The 17,142-nt window shown below is 31.6% G+C and carries 16 protein-coding genes; 14 read left to right on the forward strand and 2 right to left on the reverse strand.

Annotated elements, in window-relative coordinates:
* Positions 1–592 (forward strand): type I restriction-modification enzyme R subunit C-terminal domain-containing protein (locus QLS65_RS13835; protein WP_282718409.1); only part of this gene is annotated, 592 nt, incomplete at its 5' end.
* Here QLS65_RS13835 and QLS65_RS13840 read toward each other — a convergent pair.
* On the reverse strand, positions 589–1,593 hold the full coding sequence (locus QLS65_RS13840) for a helix-turn-helix transcriptional regulator (protein WP_282718410.1): 1,005 nt from the start codon (positions 1,591–1,593) through the stop codon (positions 589–591). The two genes, QLS65_RS13835 and QLS65_RS13840, sit on opposite strands and share 4 nt — an antisense overlap.
* Before the next feature lie 98 nt (positions 1,594–1,691).
* Here QLS65_RS13840 and QLS65_RS13845 point away from each other — a divergent pair, with 98 nt between their 5' ends.
* The 10 genes from QLS65_RS13845 (at position 1,692) to QLS65_RS13890 (ending at position 11,430) form a co-directional block, all read left to right on the forward strand.
* Positions 1,692–2,306, forward strand: coding sequence for a hypothetical protein (locus tag QLS65_RS13845; protein ID WP_282718411.1), 615 nt, complete (start codon positions 1,692–1,694; stop codon positions 2,304–2,306).
* Between the two features lie 466 nt (positions 2,307–2,772).
* On the forward strand, positions 2,773–3,711 hold the full coding sequence (locus QLS65_RS13850; RefSeq protein WP_282718412.1) for a CBASS cGAMP synthase: 939 nt from the start codon (positions 2,773–2,775) through the stop codon (positions 3,709–3,711).
* Between the two features lies 1 nt (position 3,712).
* A complete protein-coding gene (locus QLS65_RS13855) occupies positions 3,713–4,342 on the forward strand; it encodes an SEC-C metal-binding domain-containing protein (protein WP_282718413.1) in 630 nt (209 codons plus the stop codon).
* Positions 4,339–5,211 carry a TIR domain-containing protein gene (locus QLS65_RS13860; protein WP_282718414.1) on the forward strand — a complete coding sequence of 291 codons (873 nt, stop codon included), beginning with the start codon at positions 4,339–4,341 and terminating at the stop codon, positions 5,209–5,211. Before QLS65_RS13855 ends, QLS65_RS13860 begins: the two co-directional genes overlap by 4 nt.
* A 104-nt stretch (positions 5,212–5,315) precedes the next feature.
* Positions 5,316–6,608 (forward strand): AAA family ATPase, encoded by a 1,293-nt coding sequence (locus QLS65_RS13865; protein WP_282718415.1) that lies wholly within the window; start codon positions 5,316–5,318, stop codon positions 6,606–6,608.
* A gap of 9 nt (positions 6,609–6,617) precedes the next feature.
* Positions 6,618–7,196 carry an RloB family protein gene (locus tag QLS65_RS13870; RefSeq protein ID WP_282718416.1) on the forward strand — a complete coding sequence of 193 codons (579 nt, stop codon included), beginning with the start codon at positions 6,618–6,620 and terminating at the stop codon, positions 7,194–7,196.
* Positions 7,197–8,050: 854 nt separating this feature from the next.
* Positions 8,051–8,446: a single-stranded DNA-binding protein gene (locus tag QLS65_RS13875; protein WP_282712766.1), complete on the forward strand. Its 396-nt coding sequence runs from the start codon at positions 8,051–8,053 to the stop codon at positions 8,444–8,446.
* Between the two features lie 37 nt (positions 8,447–8,483).
* Positions 8,484–9,545 (forward strand): DUF932 domain-containing protein, encoded by a 1,062-nt coding sequence (locus tag QLS65_RS13880; RefSeq protein ID WP_282712765.1) that lies wholly within the window; start codon positions 8,484–8,486, stop codon positions 9,543–9,545.
* 48 nt (positions 9,546–9,593) lie between these two features.
* Positions 9,594–10,181 (forward strand): ubiquitin-activating E1 family protein, encoded by a 588-nt coding sequence (locus QLS65_RS13885; RefSeq protein WP_282718417.1) that lies wholly within the window; start codon positions 9,594–9,596, stop codon positions 10,179–10,181.
* Between the two features lie 703 nt (positions 10,182–10,884).
* A complete protein-coding gene (locus tag QLS65_RS13890) occupies positions 10,885–11,430 on the forward strand; it encodes a MauE/DoxX family redox-associated membrane protein (RefSeq protein WP_282712763.1) in 546 nt (181 codons plus the stop codon).
* A gap of 785 nt (positions 11,431–12,215) precedes the next feature.
* Here the strand turns inward: QLS65_RS13890 and QLS65_RS13895 are convergent.
* The gene (locus tag QLS65_RS13895) at positions 12,216–13,451 is read right to left on the reverse strand and encodes an IS4 family transposase (RefSeq protein ID WP_282718418.1); all 1,236 of its coding nucleotides are present in this window, start codon (positions 13,449–13,451) and stop codon (positions 12,216–12,218) included.
* Between the two features lie 1,193 nt (positions 13,452–14,644).
* Here QLS65_RS13895 and QLS65_RS13900 point away from each other — a divergent pair.
* From QLS65_RS13900 to lanM, 3 genes are all read left to right on the forward strand, one after another.
* On the forward strand, positions 14,645–14,833 hold the full coding sequence (locus QLS65_RS13900; protein WP_282718419.1) for a hypothetical protein: 189 nt from the start codon (positions 14,645–14,647) through the stop codon (positions 14,831–14,833).
* 249 nt (positions 14,834–15,082) lie between these two features.
* Positions 15,083–15,265: a hypothetical protein gene (locus QLS65_RS13905; protein WP_282712761.1), complete on the forward strand. Its 183-nt coding sequence runs from the start codon at positions 15,083–15,085 to the stop codon at positions 15,263–15,265.
* A gap of 82 nt (positions 15,266–15,347) precedes the next feature.
* Positions 15,348–17,132 (forward strand): type 2 lanthipeptide synthetase LanM, encoded by a 1,785-nt coding sequence (gene lanM / locus QLS65_RS13910; protein ID WP_282718420.1) that lies wholly within the window; start codon positions 15,348–15,350, stop codon positions 17,130–17,132.
* Positions 17,133–17,142: the final 10 nt, after the last annotated feature.

Here is a 17,142-nt window from a genome sequence, read left to right on the forward strand (position 1 = left end):
TCGTGATTTAATCCAATTCCTAAAAGATGAAAAGAAACTCGATCCTGTTTATACTTCATTCACAGATGAACTTTCACAAGATGGCGTTGAAGAAGTAGATCTTTTGGCTACTTACACCAGTTTACAAAGTTATAAAGACCGTGTAGAAGCTTTTATTAGAAAAAACAAATCCCATTTGGTAATTGATAAATTGTATAAAAATTTACCTATTACAGTAAATGAATTGGAGGCATTGGAACAATTTCTGTTGAGAGAAGCTTTGGAAAGCAAAGATCGTTTTATTAAAGAATACGGTGAACAACCATTAGGTAAATTTGTTCGAAACATTATTGGTTTAGACATCGAGGTCGCCAATCAATTATTTGCCGACTTTATCTCTAAAGGGAATTTGAATGCCAACCAAATTACGTTCATCCAAAAAATAATCAATTACCTCAACCAAAAAGGAGTAATAGAAAAACAATTACTGACACAAGCCCCTTTTAATGAGCAACACGATCAAGGGGTTTTTGGGATATTCCCAGAAGAAGATAAAGTCATGAAAGTGATTCAAGTCATCAATCAGGTCAATGAAAATGCTATGTTTGCCTAATAATTTGCCAAACTGTTAACTAACCGTAGCTTTATGGCGTTTTTAAAAAAGTCGGGCGTAATCACTTTCAATCCCTCTCCAAAAGATAAAATTAGTTTTTCCAATTCATGATTGGGAATCACTTCAATAGAAAAAGTAAAACCGTCGTTATCAATACTAATTCTTTTCTGTGAACCATGCAGCGGTTTGGTTATAATGTAAGGTGCTAAATCAGCGGTTGCCTGTATGATGATTTTTGAAATTACCGCATTTGGCGAAATAGAAACCCCAATGACATCATCAAAATAGGCATTAAAATCAATTGAGGAAACCTGATACTTTTTGTCTATTTCCGTAAAAGAAACAATTCTATCCAAAGCTAAATTGGTTAAATTCTCAAATTCCGGATTATTTCCAATCAAAAACCAGCGATTATTATATTGTTTCAGATAATGAGGATGAATTTCTAATGTAGTTATCACATCGCTTTTGAAGGATTGATAATCCACATGCAATACTTTTTTGTACAAAATAGCATTGAATAAATCACCTAGAAAGTGAATGTTTTTAAGGTATTCATTGGCATCAAAACTAATAATCTCCCTTTCGTGCGATTGCAGTTTGAAAGCTTCTTGTAATTTTAAAATCAATTCATTAACCCACTCAAATTGTGGCATTCCCTTAAAACGGGACAAAACCAATAAAGCCGATTTCAATTTTTCGGCCTCCAATTCATTCATCGGTTGTTTGTTAATAGAAAAATCGGAAGTCTCATAACGGTAGTATACTTTCCGACCTTCTTTAATTCGATCTAACGGAACAGACCAACCCTGACTACTTTCCATAAACTTAATATCTTCAAAAAGTTGTCGCTTTTTTATACCATCCCCTTCAGGATTGAGTTCATGCAAAGCATCATTACATTTTTCAAGCAAATCTTCTAAATAAAATTTCTTACTGAAATTGCTAAAGCATTTGTCCAAAGCGTGAAAACGAATAAGAGCATTTTTGTTGATAGCCATAGTTGAAAAATTTGATAGGGTAAATTTAAAACTAAACTATGCAAATAGACTGCACCAATAGCAAATAGTTTTGTAATCTAATTTAAAAAGAAAATAGTATGTACAAGAAAATTATGATTATCGCAGGGATTTTGACTTTTATGTTTAATGGAAATGTATTTGGACAGGAAAAAATTGCCACCTATAATTCGACATTTTTGTCAAAAAACTTTGAAATACAAGCTGGTAAACCTAACGAGAAAGGAGATTTTGATTATTATATTGATTGCTTCTCTTCAGACACTTCAAGTAGCAAAGCATCGTTAATGCTAAAAAATAAAGAAGTTCCGGAATTCATTGAATTTCTTTCAAGTATAAAAGATAATTTTTTAAAATGGAAACAAACTGCGATAGAAAATAAAGTAACTGAACTTGACAAGAAAATTGAATACAAGAATTTGAATTACAGAGGTGCATTCCTTTATGGCAAATGGAATTTTGATTATTCAGTTAACATTTCAGCACGCTTTAGAATAATAAACGATAAATACTTGTTGATTATTGATAGCGATGCCTTGCAATCCAGTTCAAACCAATATATTAAAAGTGACGGCTTCCGTTTTGTTTTCAATTCAGCACAGGAAATTGATGAATTAATAAATGGTTTGGAAATTGAAAAAGTTAAAGCATTTTATGCGGATAAGAATGGTAAGGAAGATTTGTTTAAGAATTAATCAAGAGGAAAAAAAAAATTAGCAATGAATAGTCCTAGATCCAGCACATAATTGTTTGTTTTAAACATAAAAACATATTACTTATTATTTTTATGTTTAAATTTTACATAAAAAAAGCATTTTTTGGAAATAAAATTGTTTTATATGTTTTATTTCTTATATTTGCATAAAAAATGTTGATTTAGAATATAAAACAACAAAAAGATCAAGAGAGAGATCTGAGGTTCTCCTGAATATTATTCGCTAAATCTTATATTATGGCTCAAACAGAGGATGGTAAAAAGAAGGTCTATGTACATCCTCACAAAAAGGATGATGGTACTAAAGTACCTGCTCATTATAGATCAACACCGAACACATCGAAAGGTGCTAGTCCTTTTAACAAGAAGTAATCAAAGGGAGTTTTAAAAAAGGTTCTCATTAAAAACCTTTAAAAAACAATTATTAATTCAAAAAAAAAACGCCTGTGGCAAATTTAGATCATTTATTCAAACAGTTCGACAGTGAACTGAACATTACTGCAAGCAAGAAAAAAGCTTTAATGACTTCAAAAGATAATCTTCGAATCAAAATCAAAGATTATTTTTCAGTAAATCATCCAAACTACAAACCAACATTTTATATCCAAGGTTCGTACAAATTAAAAACATTAATCAGAACAAAAGATGATACTTGCGATTTAGATGATGGTGTTTATTTCAAAGAAAATCCAGATAATGTTACTGGGACTACTCTCCAAAGCTGGGTAAAGAAAGCTGTAGATGGAACAACCGATGCAACTCCTCAACACAGAAAAAAATGCATTACAATTGATTACAAAGCAGGATACAATATTGATTTACCTGTTTTGGTTTTTAATGAAGAAAAAGACTCTCATCCTAATTTGGCGGTAAAAGATTCTGGATTTCAAATAGATGATCCTAAAGAATTTATGACTAAATTCAATGAAGAAAAATCAGACCAAATGGTTCGTATGGTTAAGTATCTTAAATCATGGTGTGATTATAAGCGACAAGATATGCCGAGCGGATTATCCATGACTGTACTTACGATGAAAAATTTTCAATCCAATTTAAGAGATGATATTGCTCTAAAGTTCCTTTTAATTGAAATTGAAACAGACTTAAAAGCAAAGTTCAGTTGTATAATGCCAACGACTCCTAAAGATGACTTATTCGGGAATTATTCTGAAACAAAGAAAACAAACTTTATGAGCAATTTGTCAAAATTTATTGATGATGCAAAAAAGGCTATAGACGAAAAGAATAAACTAACTGCAAGTCGTTTATGGAAGAAACATCTAGGTAATAGATTCCCTGAAGGAAAAGATGAAGACGAGGAAACGACAAATAGTGCAAGTTTAAAAGCCGCTATTGGTACTTCAATGCCATACTTCAAGTTGTAAAATGAATCAGTCATTCCAAAATGAGATACCAATTGTATTAAAAAAATATCCTAATCTAAATATCCGGAACAAAAACGGAAGAGATTTTTTGAAAGGAATATTGGATGTCTCAGATGAAAATGGGGATATTGTAGGGAGTTTTTCTGTTGAGATTTATCCAACAGAAAAATTTCCCTACCGGTTTCCTAAATTATATGAGGTTGGTGGTGATATACCGAATCATCCAGATTGGCATAAATACAATGATACCTCTTGTTGTTTGACGGTTGAACAAGATGAAATTATCAAATGTAAGTACGGCATTACCATTTTACAATTTATTGAAGACATTGCAAAACCTTATTTTGCAAATCAACTTTACCGAAAGAGAGAAGGAAGGTTCTTAAATGAATATCCTCACGGATTAGAAGGATTTAAAGTATTTTATGTGGGCCTTTTCAAAGGTGATGACGTTTCATTGTGGTTAAAATGCTGTGAAAGTACTTTTATAAAATGCAAAGCAAGACGTAATGACAAATGCTATTGTAACAGCGGACAAAAATTTAAAAATTGTCATCTTCCAGTTGAAGATAAATTACAAATTCTAGGGAGAGATAAAGTATTAACAGATATTAAAACAATTACAACATGAAACGAAAAATATTTATTGGATCATCAGCAGAGGGAATTAAAATTGCAAATCAAGTTAAAGATCAAATTAACATAGAATTAGGAGATTGGATTGAATGTGAAACATGGGGAGATGGTAAAGTTTTTTCACTGAATGGTGGCACATTAGAAAGTTTAGTAAAAGCATCGCGCAAGTATGACTATGGTATTATGCTAGCATCAAAAGACGATGTTCTTATCAAACGCATGAAAATATTCAATGTAATGCGAGATAATGTTTTGTTTGAAATGGGGTTGTTCTTAGGGAGTTTAGGATTACAAAGAGCATTTTTAATTACACATGATAGGACTTCACTTCCTTCGGATTTTAACGGTGTAACTGTAGTGAAATATAATGATAAAAACATCTCTACTACAATAGCTAATGTAATCTCGGAAATAAAAAAAACGAAAGAAAGTTTTAATTTAAAACCAGTTCCATCAGCTGCGCTTGCTTTAGGATATTTTCAAAGCTTTATAATGCCTTTCGCTAAAAAACATTATCAACTGTCTCCTACATTTCAAATCAAAATATTAATACCAAAAAATATTTCTGACGTTAATGCTAAAATTACGAAATATAAAACTGAAAATGAAAGCATTCAAACTACGGGAGATAGACCAATAGCTTTTCAATATAAAAATGAACAGAACAAATATTGGGATATCCCAACCACACTACAGACGATTGACAATTTAATGGATTATTTTGTTCCATCTTCTGAATTGGGTATAAATATTGAAAAAGTTGAATGGATTCAACATGAGCTTCGAAATTTTAAAGGAACACTTGAAACACTCATTAGCAAAAATGGAGCTTATGATGATAATATAATAATTGATTATTTGTAGTTTTATTTTTAAGTATTGCGTGTTTTTGTCAAAAAACCAATTTAAACCTAAATAGTTACAGGATTTATCCATACTTTTGCATTAAATTACAATTCCTTTTATAAATGATTCAAGAATTAAAAATAAGTAACTTCCTCTCGTTCAAAGAGGAAGTTACATTTAGTTTCGAAGCAACCAAAGATAAAACCTTTGAAGAATATCAAGTTGTAGAAGTAGCTCCCGATGTACGACTTTTACGGTTTGCGATGGTATATGGAGCAAATGCTTCTGGAAAATCTAATTTATTGAATGCTATTGAGTTTCTCCATGACTTCTGGTTTGATAGAAAGAATGATGTCACCGCAGAAACAGGTGTTGTTCCTTTTAAATTCGATAAAATTACTCCAAAGCAACCCTCTAATTTTTCGCTAAAATTTTACGTGAAAGATGTAAAATATTGGTATCTATTGGAACTTGATGAGCACAAGGTCATTTCCGAGAAATTGTATTATTACAGCAGCGTACAACCTACTTTACTTTTCGATCGTACAATAGTAAAAAACGTATCAGTTGTTAATTTTAATACACCAGCAGTAAAAATAAGTGCTGTGGCAAGAGAGGAGATAAACCTAAAATGTTTACCTAACATGTCCTTTTTTGCGGCCCGAAATCAGGTAAATGTGGCTCTTCCTATTGTTGATGAAGCTCGTGAATGGCTGAAACAAAGCGTCATGAATGTAGTAACTCCAAATTCAAGCCTATTCGATTATGCCGAACATACAATTCTTAAAGACAATGATTTAAAAGGACATCTTTTAGAATTTATAAAAGAGGCAGATTTCAATATCTCTAATATTGAAACTACATCTATAAAAAAAGATATTCCAGAAGAATTCTTAGACATGATTTTAAAGTCAGATAGATTACCTGATGATGAAAAAGAACGTTTGAAAAAAGAAAAAAACATAACCCATCTAAAAACTGATTTTGAACATACAGTCACAAATGATAGAGGTATAGAAAAGTATTATCTATCAGAAAGTTTGCAATCTGAAGGAACACGTCGTATTACAGGTCTGGAATCGGTTATTTACTCTGCACTACAAGAAGAATCACTAATGGTAATTGATGAAATTGAATCGTCTCTTCATCCAAATCTGATAGAGTTTGTACTTAAAAAATTTCTTGAAAAAAAAGACAATCGTTCACAATTATTAATAACAACTCATTACGACCCTTTGTTGAATGAAATAGATCAGCTATTCCGAAAAGATTCAGTTTGGTTTACAGAAAAAAACGAATCAGGAGCAACTGAACTCTATTCGTTGGTTGAGTTTACGGGATTGAATAGAATTGCATCTTTACAAAAAGCCTATCGAAGTGGTAGATTTGGTGGTGTTCCTAAAATAAATCTATAAAGTCAAGGAATGAGTAGAAGCATAGGAAAGAGACCTCAAAAAGCACCAATTATCACTTTGATTGGAGAAGGCATCACAGAACAATATTATTTCAAGCATATTCGTACTTTGTATGGTTATCGATATACTTTGAAACCGTATTTTTTCGGTACGACTTCATTGCAAGATATGGATCGTAAAATATCGGAAGTAATTGATGGCAATGGTATTGCAATATGTGTTTTTGACACTGATGTTTCAGAACGTGTAGAAGCTGAAAAGAAGAAATTTACTGCTTTACTCAAAAAACACGAAAAGAAAAAAAATGTTATTTTTTGTGATAGTTTACCCTCAATTGAGTTTTGGTTTTTACTCCATTATCAAAACACAAACAGACACTTTAATAATTCGAAAGATGTTGAAAAAGGGTTGAAAGCGTTTATGGAAAATTATGACAAAAAGACCATGTTTCTTGAAAAAGAAAAATGGGTGTCTGACCTATGTTCCGACAACAAATTAGAAACAGCTATTCTGAGATCAAAAAGTTTTGGAGATGAAAGCCCTTCGTATTCCAATATCTATAAAGCCTTTGAAAAGTTTAGACAATAAAATTTACAGAATAAAAATTAGAATCAGATGCAACACGAGTAGAGATTTTAAAGTGTTAACAGAATTAGTGGTTTTAAAAATCTTTGGATCAAATGGCTCGAGTACTTTTTATGAGTTTAATAAATTGCCTCATTAAAGTGAAATTAGTTTTAAAACAACTTTCAGTTAATAATCAACACGGTCAATCAAGCGGTCTCTCTTCGGTCGTTCTCTTTGTTCCGTTCGGCAGCTCCAGGCGGTCGTCGGCAGAAAAAGCCTCCTCCCTCCATTACGCAGACACTACGCAGCACAATGAAAATAGCAGCTTGAAAATAAGCAGTTATTTTCATTGCGCCGCTTCGTTCCTCATCTTCACCCGTTCTCTACCCTAAGTTCGGCAGGGCTACTACATCCACAATACCGCTTCATTCCGTTTTACTCCACAGGCTACGCTCCACTGCATTCCAGCCGTATGATGTCTGTCGCCCTTTATTTTTTCAGCGGTGTCGCTCTTCGCACAGTCATCGGGGTTGGCTCCGTTAGCACTTTGCCTTAAATCAAGGAACACCAAAGACTGCCTTATGTTTTTTCGCCGTTTCATACTTGCAGTAGAATTCCATTCCAATTAAATTCTATTAAGAAGTTTTAATCAAATTTCCACTCGAAACAGATTAAAAGGGCAGCTAAGATAGTGTCCGTCGTATGCTGCACGCGCATAATGGCTGCGCCACCCTTTGGGACTTATAGCGCTCCGCATCCTTAGTCCACTTATTTCTTGCTTTCTTTTTTCCAGTTTTTTCGTTTTGAAAAGATTTTTTGCAGAGCGGAGGGTTAAAGACAAAGTAAATAATAGCAATCGTTAAAAATTAAAATTTATGGAAATTACAGGCAGAATTACAGCAAATTCAACTGTTCACAAAGTGAGCAACGACAAACAGGTGGTCAATTTTAGTATTGCCATCAATGACAATTATAAACCCAGAGGGAGTACCGAGGTAAAGGGAGTCGTTACCTATATCAATTGTTCTTATTGGTTTAATGCAAAGACAGCGGAGTGGCTAAAAAAAGGAGTACTCGTACAATTGTTTGGGCTTATCGGGTTGAATGTGTATTGTAACCATGAAGGTAAACCAATAAGTAGCCTCACGTTTCACACCAATAACATCAAAATTTTGACTTTTGCAAAAAAAACCGAGCTAATAGAAAACGGTGTGATGTCTTCCATAGCAAAGAGGAAGAAATCTGAAACAGCAGACGATTTGTCTTTTTAATCCAAACAATAATCTAATCACTTAAATTTTTAACATCATGGCACATAATATAAATTACAACGAGCAAACAGAGAAACACAGTTTTTTCAGCGTTAAGGAAAAAGCTTGGCACAATCTAGGGCAAATAATTTCGGACTATCCCAAAAGTGCAGAAGCAATTAAATTCGCAGGATTGGATTATGAAGTAGAAAAACGCAAGTTGTTTACGTCTAGTTCAGAGGGAATCAATTTGACCAATGAAACCATGGACAGCAAAATCGAAGTACCTAATTACTTTAGTACCATACGCACGGACAACAATACGGTATTGGGTGTGGTGGGCAAAGACTATCAAATCGTACAAAACAGAGATGCCTTTTCTTTTTTCGACAGCATAGTAGGCGGTGACGGAATCCTATATGAGACTGCAGGAGCTTTGGGGAAAGGAGAACGCATCTTTATAACCGCAAAATTACCTGATTACATTCGGGTGGGGAATGACGATTTAATTGAAAAATATCTTTTCCTTTCTACCTCACATGATGGAAGCGGAAGCATAACCGCCGCATTTACACCAATTCGCATCGTATGCGCCAATACCCTTAATGCAGCAATGAATAACAAAACCAATACGGTGCGCATTCGTCATACCTCTAATGCTAAACAACGTTTGGAACAGGCTCACAAAGTTATGGGGATATCCGACATGTTATCGGCACAGTTGGAAACCATTTTCAATCATTGGACAAAAGTGCCCATTACGGACGGCGAAGTAAAAAAATTGATACAGTCTGCTCTAGTTCCCAATAAGGAAGTATTGAAATCCATACAGGAGGGTAGGGAGGAGGAACTCTCAACCTGTTTTACTAACATGGTAGACAGTGCCTACGAATATGCCATGAGCGACCCTACACAATTAATGGATACGACAAAAGGAACGGTATTCGGAGCGTACAATGCCGTGACGGGGTATTTTCAAAATGTTAGAAATTATAAAAATGATGAAGCCAAGTTAACCTCACTTTTGATGGGTGGTACAGGTCAGATACGTACACAGTCGGCTTTTAATCTTTGTTTGGAGTTTGCCAATAAAGGTTCGGACGCTTTAATTCTTAATTAACTAACTGGGACAGGCAGTAACCTGCCTGTTCTTTTAAATTCTTGCACCATGATACAAATAGAAGATAAAGACAGAAAAAACATAACCGTTACCAACTTACCCGAAGCGGTACAGCAGGCAGACTACTGTAAAGCTGTCACGGAACAGTTAAGTACTCCCAATCTGAAATCCCTTCCCAATCGTGGCAGGTCAAACATTTACATTAGTTGTGTAGATACCGTATCGGCGCGGTTCGATATTGCAAGTTTCTTAAAGGATTATGCAGGACTTATCAATTGGGAATGCTCCAAATCCTTATATTGGCTCGACATAGGCAACGCTAGAAATATAGGACAAGCCCTGCTCCCCACAATAGGAGAAATCAAACAGCCGAATTCAAAACTATACAGGACTGTCTCCAATCTTCCAATGGTTATCGATGAATTTAAGGAACTACTCGAAGCACAGGCCGATAAAAATGAGCCGAGCTGTTCCCTTGCCGAGCCATTGGAAAAACAGAATTTGTTTATTAATTCAACGCTTGCCAACATGGAAGCATCATTACTTTTGAAATTGTTTCGTGAGGGTATGACAGCACATAGGGGATTTTTTCTCAACCTTGCCAACTTCAGGTTAGAGCCAATTATGGTGGGTTGATACCCGCCGCCCCGAAATTCCTCTTCCCTTCGTCAGGTAATTACGGGGCGTTCTAAGCGGTTGTGCTCGATTGCGTGAACATACTTTTGTGGGCTGTTAACGCAATCGAGCACAACCGCTTATTTTCCAACTACTGCTAGAATACTATATTTTAGAATTATTCATTTAATTAAAGATGGAGCTAAGTCTTTTCTGCATTATGAGATCTTTAAAAAACCCTACAAATTATACATTTGAATGTGCTATATGAAATTTTGTATTATATCAAGAATACTTTTGTATCGGAAGATTTAGATATTTTAGATGAAAATTTACATCAAAAGAAATTGTCATGACAATTTCTTTTAAAAATTATATGGTGTCTATGTGCCAATCTTCCTAATTCATTAGTCACGATCCCACACAAACCATTAAAACTTTTACGCATATCGCAAATTTTCGAGTAAAGTAAAAAAGTATGTGAACTACTCAGATTAAAAATAATACAGATTTATTAAAGCGAAGTGGTAATTAAGGGAGAATGTGAGAAGGATTTATTGGCTAATAATTCTGTATAGGATTTTTTTAGAATAAATTTCAAGTATTCTAGATAACTTTTTTTTTATAAGACAAATCAATTACATTTACAGAATTACTAACGAATTTAGAAACTTTTTGAGTTTTTAAGCAGATTGACATGGTAACAAATTAAAAAAACAAAAGGATGAATTTTAATAAAAAAGACAAAACTGAAATATTTGAAAATGCTATAAGTTGGATTGTAATACTTGCTATGTTCGTTTATGGAGCAGCTAAAATTAATCAGTTTGATGGAGCAGTAGAAATTGATAAAACTGTTTCTGAAATGACCGGAATGCAATTGATGTGGGCATTTTATGGTTATTCCAAATCCTATGCTTTGACTTTAGGTCTTATAGAAATAATTGGTGGAATTCTGATTTTGGTCAAAAAAACACGGATTATTGGTTGTTTACTTGTATCTACTATACTCGTTAACGTTATTTTTCAGGATATATATTTCGAAGTGCATTTAGCAGCACTGAAAGCTGCTATAGTATATCAATCTTTAGTTTTAATTATTTTATGGTTAAATAGAGAGAGACTTATTCAAAGCATAAAAACATTGGTTAATTCAAATAAACCTAAACAAGCTAAAATGAAGTTTTTTGTAAAATTATTTATTGCTTTTATTCTCTTTGTAGTATTAAGAATAGCTGAATATTATTTAACAATTAAATTAAAATTTTAAATTAAAGAAAAGCAACAACTTGAAATTAAAAATAAGATTCTTAAAAATACTTGTTTTAGAATTGAATATCTATTAAATAATTGCCTGCATGACAAGTCAAAGTTTATAATTGAAATAACTAAAAAAACAGTGACATTTTTAGTTTCAATTAATAGAAAAGTAACTTTAGAAAAAGTAAATGATCGGTTAATTATTAAGTGGTCTTCAATTTTGTAATAACCGTAAGAAAAACTATGAGGTTAAATTAAAAATTTAAAAAAGATATTTTTTTTTCACTAAAATCTTCTGCCTTTAACAAGGCGATATATGCATTGACTACTTTACCAGATTTTGAAAGCTCAGAAAAAGGTTTTAAAATCCCTTCTTTTTTACCTGGTACTTGCGCTTCTAAATTATAGGCTACTCCTGCCCATTTTAAATACCTAAATGATTAAACACTTGAATGGGCAACTATTAAAAAATATATAATATAAATTTATATCGCATAGTTCAAGAGCCCATTTTAAATATTAATAAATATGCAAGTGCAAAGTTTTGTGAAATAAAAATTCAGAAGAAGAATGACAATCTTTTAAAACTAAGTATTAGTGATAACGGGGAAGGATTTGATATTAAAAATCATTGTTGTCCGGTAAAAAACTATTAAAAGTTAATTATCCTATATATTTAGGGGCTTAGCGAGAGTTTATCTCGTAGTAGCTTACTTTTTATTACACTTTGGAGAATTTGATAATTGAGAAAAAACATATTTTTTTTCCGATTACTGAATTCTCAGGAGTTATTTTTTATGCCGTATTCAAAAATACAACTTCTGAATTGTCCTCAAAAAGACTAAGTTGTCCATCTTCCCCTGTATCCATTTCCCAGTCGTTTTCGGGGCTATTTAAAAATTTAGTTAGATGGATATAATTGAATAAATGTATTCTGCAAAAGCTAACCAAATTAGAAAAAGCCCATTTTCTTTTCAAACTTTTCTTTATCACTCCCATCAAAAGATTAACAATTAAAACACAATAAATTTGAATCTTAATTGCATTTTCATTGTCTCCTAAAAAATATTTCAATGGAAAGTTTTGTTTAATTTGCTTGAAAAGCAATTCTATTTGCCAACGTATTTTATAGAGAGCAGCTATTGTGTCGGCTCTAAAATCAAATAAATTAGTGATGAATTCAAACGCTCTTTTATTTTCTCTATCATAAAACCTTATTTTTCTTAATTTTAATTTCGATATGGACTTGCCATTCTTTACATCGACTTCGATAATTTCATCCGACAAAACTCCACTGTGAATATCCTCTGAAATCGCTCTTATTTCGGTTATCTCGTACTTTGCATTGTCTTTTAATCGGGTTACAAAACCTGTTTTTTGTTCTGTAATATGCTCGAAAGCCTTGTAATCATTATAGCCTTTGTCGAATACATAGACAGTTTTTTCATCGCATTTCAACTTTTCTAAAAACTGATGATCATGTGTTGCCGCAGAACTAAACCAAACTAAATTCGGCACTTTCTCATCGGCATTAATCACGCTATGTGCTTTTATTCCACCTTTGTTTTTCCCGTTAGCAGGCTTCCTACCAACGCATTTTAAAATATCTTTAAACAAGCTAACTGTTGTACTATCTACAATTTTAACTTCTTTTCCTAAGGCATCCTTAACTCGGCTGTCCGACAAAACATAGCTATATTTCTTGAGTAACAAATTATAGACTTCTTCGAAAAAATCAACCTTTCTGTTCTTATTAGCATCCGCCAAAGTGCTTTTTTTAGGAATGCAATTCAATTTTAAAGTCCCCTCCTTCCCAGACAGGCCAAGCATTCCTGCTGCAACTTCACGTAAAGAATTACACTTCACCAAGCTGCAAAAAATCATACTAAATAAATGGTCTTGACTTTTGAAGCGTTTAACATACCTATCCGAATTATGCTTCTTTACAGCTTCTTTTATCATCGAATCGTCTAGTAAAGAAATCAGCTGTCCGAAAACAGATTTAGTCGAAAAATACCTATTTTTACCCATCGTCTTTTTAATTTTGCAAAACTAAAATACGATTTTTACTAAGAAGCCATTAATTTGGCTTCTTTTTTTATCGGAAAACAGTGATTAAAAATAAAAAAATGGCATTGGATTAAACAATATGAAAGAAGGGGCGAATTCTTTAAAAGGTTAATTTAATATCGAATCAAAAATTGGCGAAGGAACAAAAATTGAAGTTATGTTTAATTTTTAAATATTATCCTAAAAATGGTTATTCAAAAATGATCAGATTGAATTTGGTTTTTTGTAGAAATTTACAATACGTTATGCTTCATTGGTATTTCTTTCGATATTTATAAACTTCAAATCGGTCTTTTAAATTCATTTTGCAATTTTATGTAATTTTTTAGAAATAGCATTTTCGATGTATGCTTTATTTTTTAATTTTCCAATCAAACTGTTACTCTACTTTCCAGTTAGATACGGAATATACAACTCTTTAAAAAATAATTTCGTTACCTTTTTTGTGAATAATATAATTTTTCACGCCATTCGAGTTAGATTTAAAAAATATAAATAAATTTAAATTATACAAGCCCGCTTCAATACCCCAAAGGAAATGGAGTTGAAACTGCATTTGTGCTTTGGTGTTGTACCACTCTAAACTTATTAAAATTCAAAAGACCTTGCATCAGCCCTCTAAAGGTAACTGAGTCGAAACAGCATAGAAATACATGTTTATTGAACAAAGACATAGCGATGTTATTTTTACATAGGTTTTAAAGAAAGAAATTATTTTTAAAATAATAATTCGTGTAGTTATTTGGTGCATTATTAATGTTTTGTGTGTTGTAAGTAAAAACCCGTAATTTTTATCTAAAAAGTCCGTAATTTTTAGATGAGCGTTACTCTTATTTTCGCTTAAAATCGATTATGCTTAAATGTTAATAATTAATATTTAGATAATTTAAGGAAAGATTTTGACTTTGTATGAAATATTGAGAATAGAAATGAAGAGCACTATTAGTCCTTTAGAGTAGTGATTAAATTAAGCGATACAATAGAATGCTGGTTGTGATTAGAAAATATGAATGTTAAATTTATGGATAAGAATTAAGCATAAACATAAAGGATTTAAAATAATAGTAATCGATAATACTGGATTTCACTTAAGTAAAGACATAGTGCAACCGACAAATATAAGACTAATAATATTTTCTGCTTATTGTCCTAAATTGGACCGAGTAGAAAAAGTTGGGCAATTGATGAAAGATAAAGTAGCGATGAAGTTATATGGTACATTGGAAATTCTTGAAAGTAAAATGGACACCTTGATAAATGAGCTAGAAGGTAATTTGATTAAATCGATCACAGGAACTGATTTTTACTGCAATGCCTTTAGTAGTATTTTAAAGCCTAAATGATAATATACACTTGCACTGAAGTGTTGATTGTTGTGGAACGTGAAACCAAAAATAATCCTCTATAAAATTAAAAGCTACTGAAAAAGTAGGTGGCGGAGTTATTATAGGCTGTAAACTTTATTTTCTGGAATTATGTGTTGATGTACTCAGGAGTGTACAAATTATATATTGCATCATTAAATGCGAATTTTATAGGCGGTAACCGAAAAACCTTAAACAGAGTAGGTAATAATATTTAAATTTATAGTTATGAAGAAAAAAAATGTTGTAAAAAACTCTAAAGCAAGTTTTGAAAAATTTGCCGGTAAATTAGAAATGGATAAAAAATTACTTTCTAATGTTGGAGGAGGCTACCCTGGAGAAGGATTTTGGTCCACATATAGTGGAGATTGTAATGGTACAGGAGAGTCTTGCTGGAAGTGGTTATACTAGAATTAAATCCTATTTGAATAGAGGCTGTCTGAGTTTTGACAGCCTTTATTTGATTTAATTTTTAAATATTTATTAAAAAGTTATGAGGCAGTTATTTATTGAAGAGGTTAAAGAGAAAGTTTTGTTTAATAAAAATGAAACTAAAAGGATTGACAATGAAGAGGTCAATTTACTAATTGATGAATGGAAAGAGCAGCTGTTATTATGTGATACAAGCTTATTTGAACGAAAATTATTAAAAGAAAATATTACAATTGAAAGTTTTAAGTTAATATTAGAAACTATCATCTCATCAAAAAACAATATAATTTCAAATATTGAAATTAAGAAAGCTGGAAATGAAAATGATCTTGAATTAAATTTTCTGCTGATTTTTGATAATTTTTTACATGAAAACTTTGCTGAAGTTGCTGAAGACTTGAATTATTACAATACTTTTTTTTCTATAAATAAGGAGAAGATTTTACAGTCTTATCGAAATCATTTGTTAGGATTAATCTCTAAAATATCTGAAAAAACTATATTTCATGAGTATAAGTCATTTGAAGAAAAATTCGGTTGTGATTTAGCAGTGTTTATTTCAAAACTATCCAATCGCCATTATAAATATTATTTTTATAATAAGTACCCCTTATTAATAAGGCTTGTCAATGATGAGATTAAAAGAGCATATAACTTTCTTATCGAAATTTTATCGGCTTTAGAGAATGATTGGGAGGATATAAAAGATATAGTTAGAAAAAACAAAACTCTTGAAGATTTAAATTTTGGTCTTGGAGACAGGCATATTTTTGGAAAATCAGTTACGATAGTCATTTTTAATGATAACTTAAAATTGCTTTATAAACCACATTCTTTATTAATTGATGACTCATACTCAAGAATTATAGAGTTATTATTTAACAAAAATAAGAGACTTAAACATATAATAAAACATCCAAAAGTAATTGTTAGGAATAATTACGGATGGCAGGAATATATAGTCCAAAAGAAAACTGACGATACTTTAAAATTAAAAGAATTTTATTATAAAGCGGGCGTACATCTCTCATTATTCTACATTTTGAATGGAAACGATTTGCATTATGAAAATATCATAAGTGTTTCGAGAACTCCAATGATAATTGACATGGAAACACTTCTAAGTCCAACAATTAATAAGACTAAAAATGTTTCCTTAAAAAGTGTTATTGATGTGGGATTACTTCCATTTGGTTTTTTTAGAGGTGATAGATATTTGGAGTTTGGCGGACTAACCAATTGCAAAAAACAGAAATCACCATTTAAAAAGAACACAATTAGTATAAAAGAAGGTAGAATAATGGACGAAGATGATTATATGGATGAAAGTAAAAATTTACCGTATAAGAATGATATTAATTTACAGCATTTTTTAAATGATATTATAGATGGATTTAGTGATTCTTATGAAATCTTATTAGAAAATAAAAAAGATCTTTTTGAAATCATTAATGGTTTTTTTTCAATGTCAAAGATTCGTTTTATAACCCGTAATACGTTGACATTTTCGCATCTTTTACGAGAATCATATCATCCTTATCTGATGACAAACGGATTTTTACTGGAAATGCATTTAGATGGTTTATGGCTTGAAGTTAATGGCACCTCATATTTAGAAAAAGTCATAATTTCTGAGAAAAAAAGCCTTTTAAATCTCGATATACCTTATTTCTATACATTTTATAATTCGAACAGTATTTTTGATTTTGAAAATAAAGAAATCGGTAATTTTTTTGACATTTCTCCAAAGGAAAATATTGAAAAAAGCGTAAAAAATATTTGCCTAGAGGATAAAAAAAGGCAAATATGGATAATTAAAGCATCCATAATATCTTATATTAATTAAAAATTATCGA

The sequence above is a fragment of the Flavobacterium algoritolerans genome (genome assembly GCF_030010385.1).
Classification (GTDB): Bacteria; Bacteroidota; Bacteroidia; order Flavobacteriales; family Flavobacteriaceae; genus Flavobacterium; species Flavobacterium algoritolerans.

Bases quoted from the DNA above. Each gene is read 5' to 3' on its own strand.
- QLS65_RS13895 (WP_282718418.1), bottom strand. From the start codon at position 13,451: ATGGGTAAAAATAGGTATTTTTCGACTAAATCTGTTTTCGGACAGCTG.
- QLS65_RS13880 (WP_282712765.1), top strand. From the start codon at position 8,484: ATGGCACATAATATAAATTACAACGAGCAAACAGAGAAACACAGTTTT.
- QLS65_RS13890 (WP_282712763.1), top strand. From the start codon at position 10,885: ATGAATTTTAATAAAAAAGACAAAACTGAAATATTTGAAAATGCTATA.
- QLS65_RS13875 (WP_282712766.1), top strand. From the start codon at position 8,051: ATGGAAATTACAGGCAGAATTACAGCAAATTCAACTGTTCACAAAGTG.
- QLS65_RS13855 (WP_282718413.1), top strand. From the start codon at position 3,713: ATGAATCAGTCATTCCAAAATGAGATACCAATTGTATTAAAAAAATAT.
- QLS65_RS13865 (WP_282718415.1), top strand. From the start codon at position 5,316: ATGATTCAAGAATTAAAAATAAGTAACTTCCTCTCGTTCAAAGAGGAA.
- lanM (WP_282718420.1), top strand. From the start codon at position 15,348: ATGAGGCAGTTATTTATTGAAGAGGTTAAAGAGAAAGTTTTGTTTAAT.
- QLS65_RS13905 (WP_282712761.1), top strand. From the start codon at position 15,083: ATGAAGAAAAAAAATGTTGTAAAAAACTCTAAAGCAAGTTTTGAAAAA.
- QLS65_RS13845 (WP_282718411.1), top strand. From the start codon at position 1,692: ATGTACAAGAAAATTATGATTATCGCAGGGATTTTGACTTTTATGTTT.
- QLS65_RS13885 (WP_282718417.1), top strand. From the start codon at position 9,594: ATGATACAAATAGAAGATAAAGACAGAAAAAACATAACCGTTACCAAC.
- QLS65_RS13860 (WP_282718414.1), top strand. From the start codon at position 4,339: ATGAAACGAAAAATATTTATTGGATCATCAGCAGAGGGAATTAAAATT.
- QLS65_RS13840 (WP_282718410.1), bottom strand. From the start codon at position 1,593: ATGGCTATCAACAAAAATGCTCTTATTCGTTTTCACGCTTTGGACAAA.
- QLS65_RS13870 (WP_282718416.1), top strand. From the start codon at position 6,618: ATGAGTAGAAGCATAGGAAAGAGACCTCAAAAAGCACCAATTATCACT.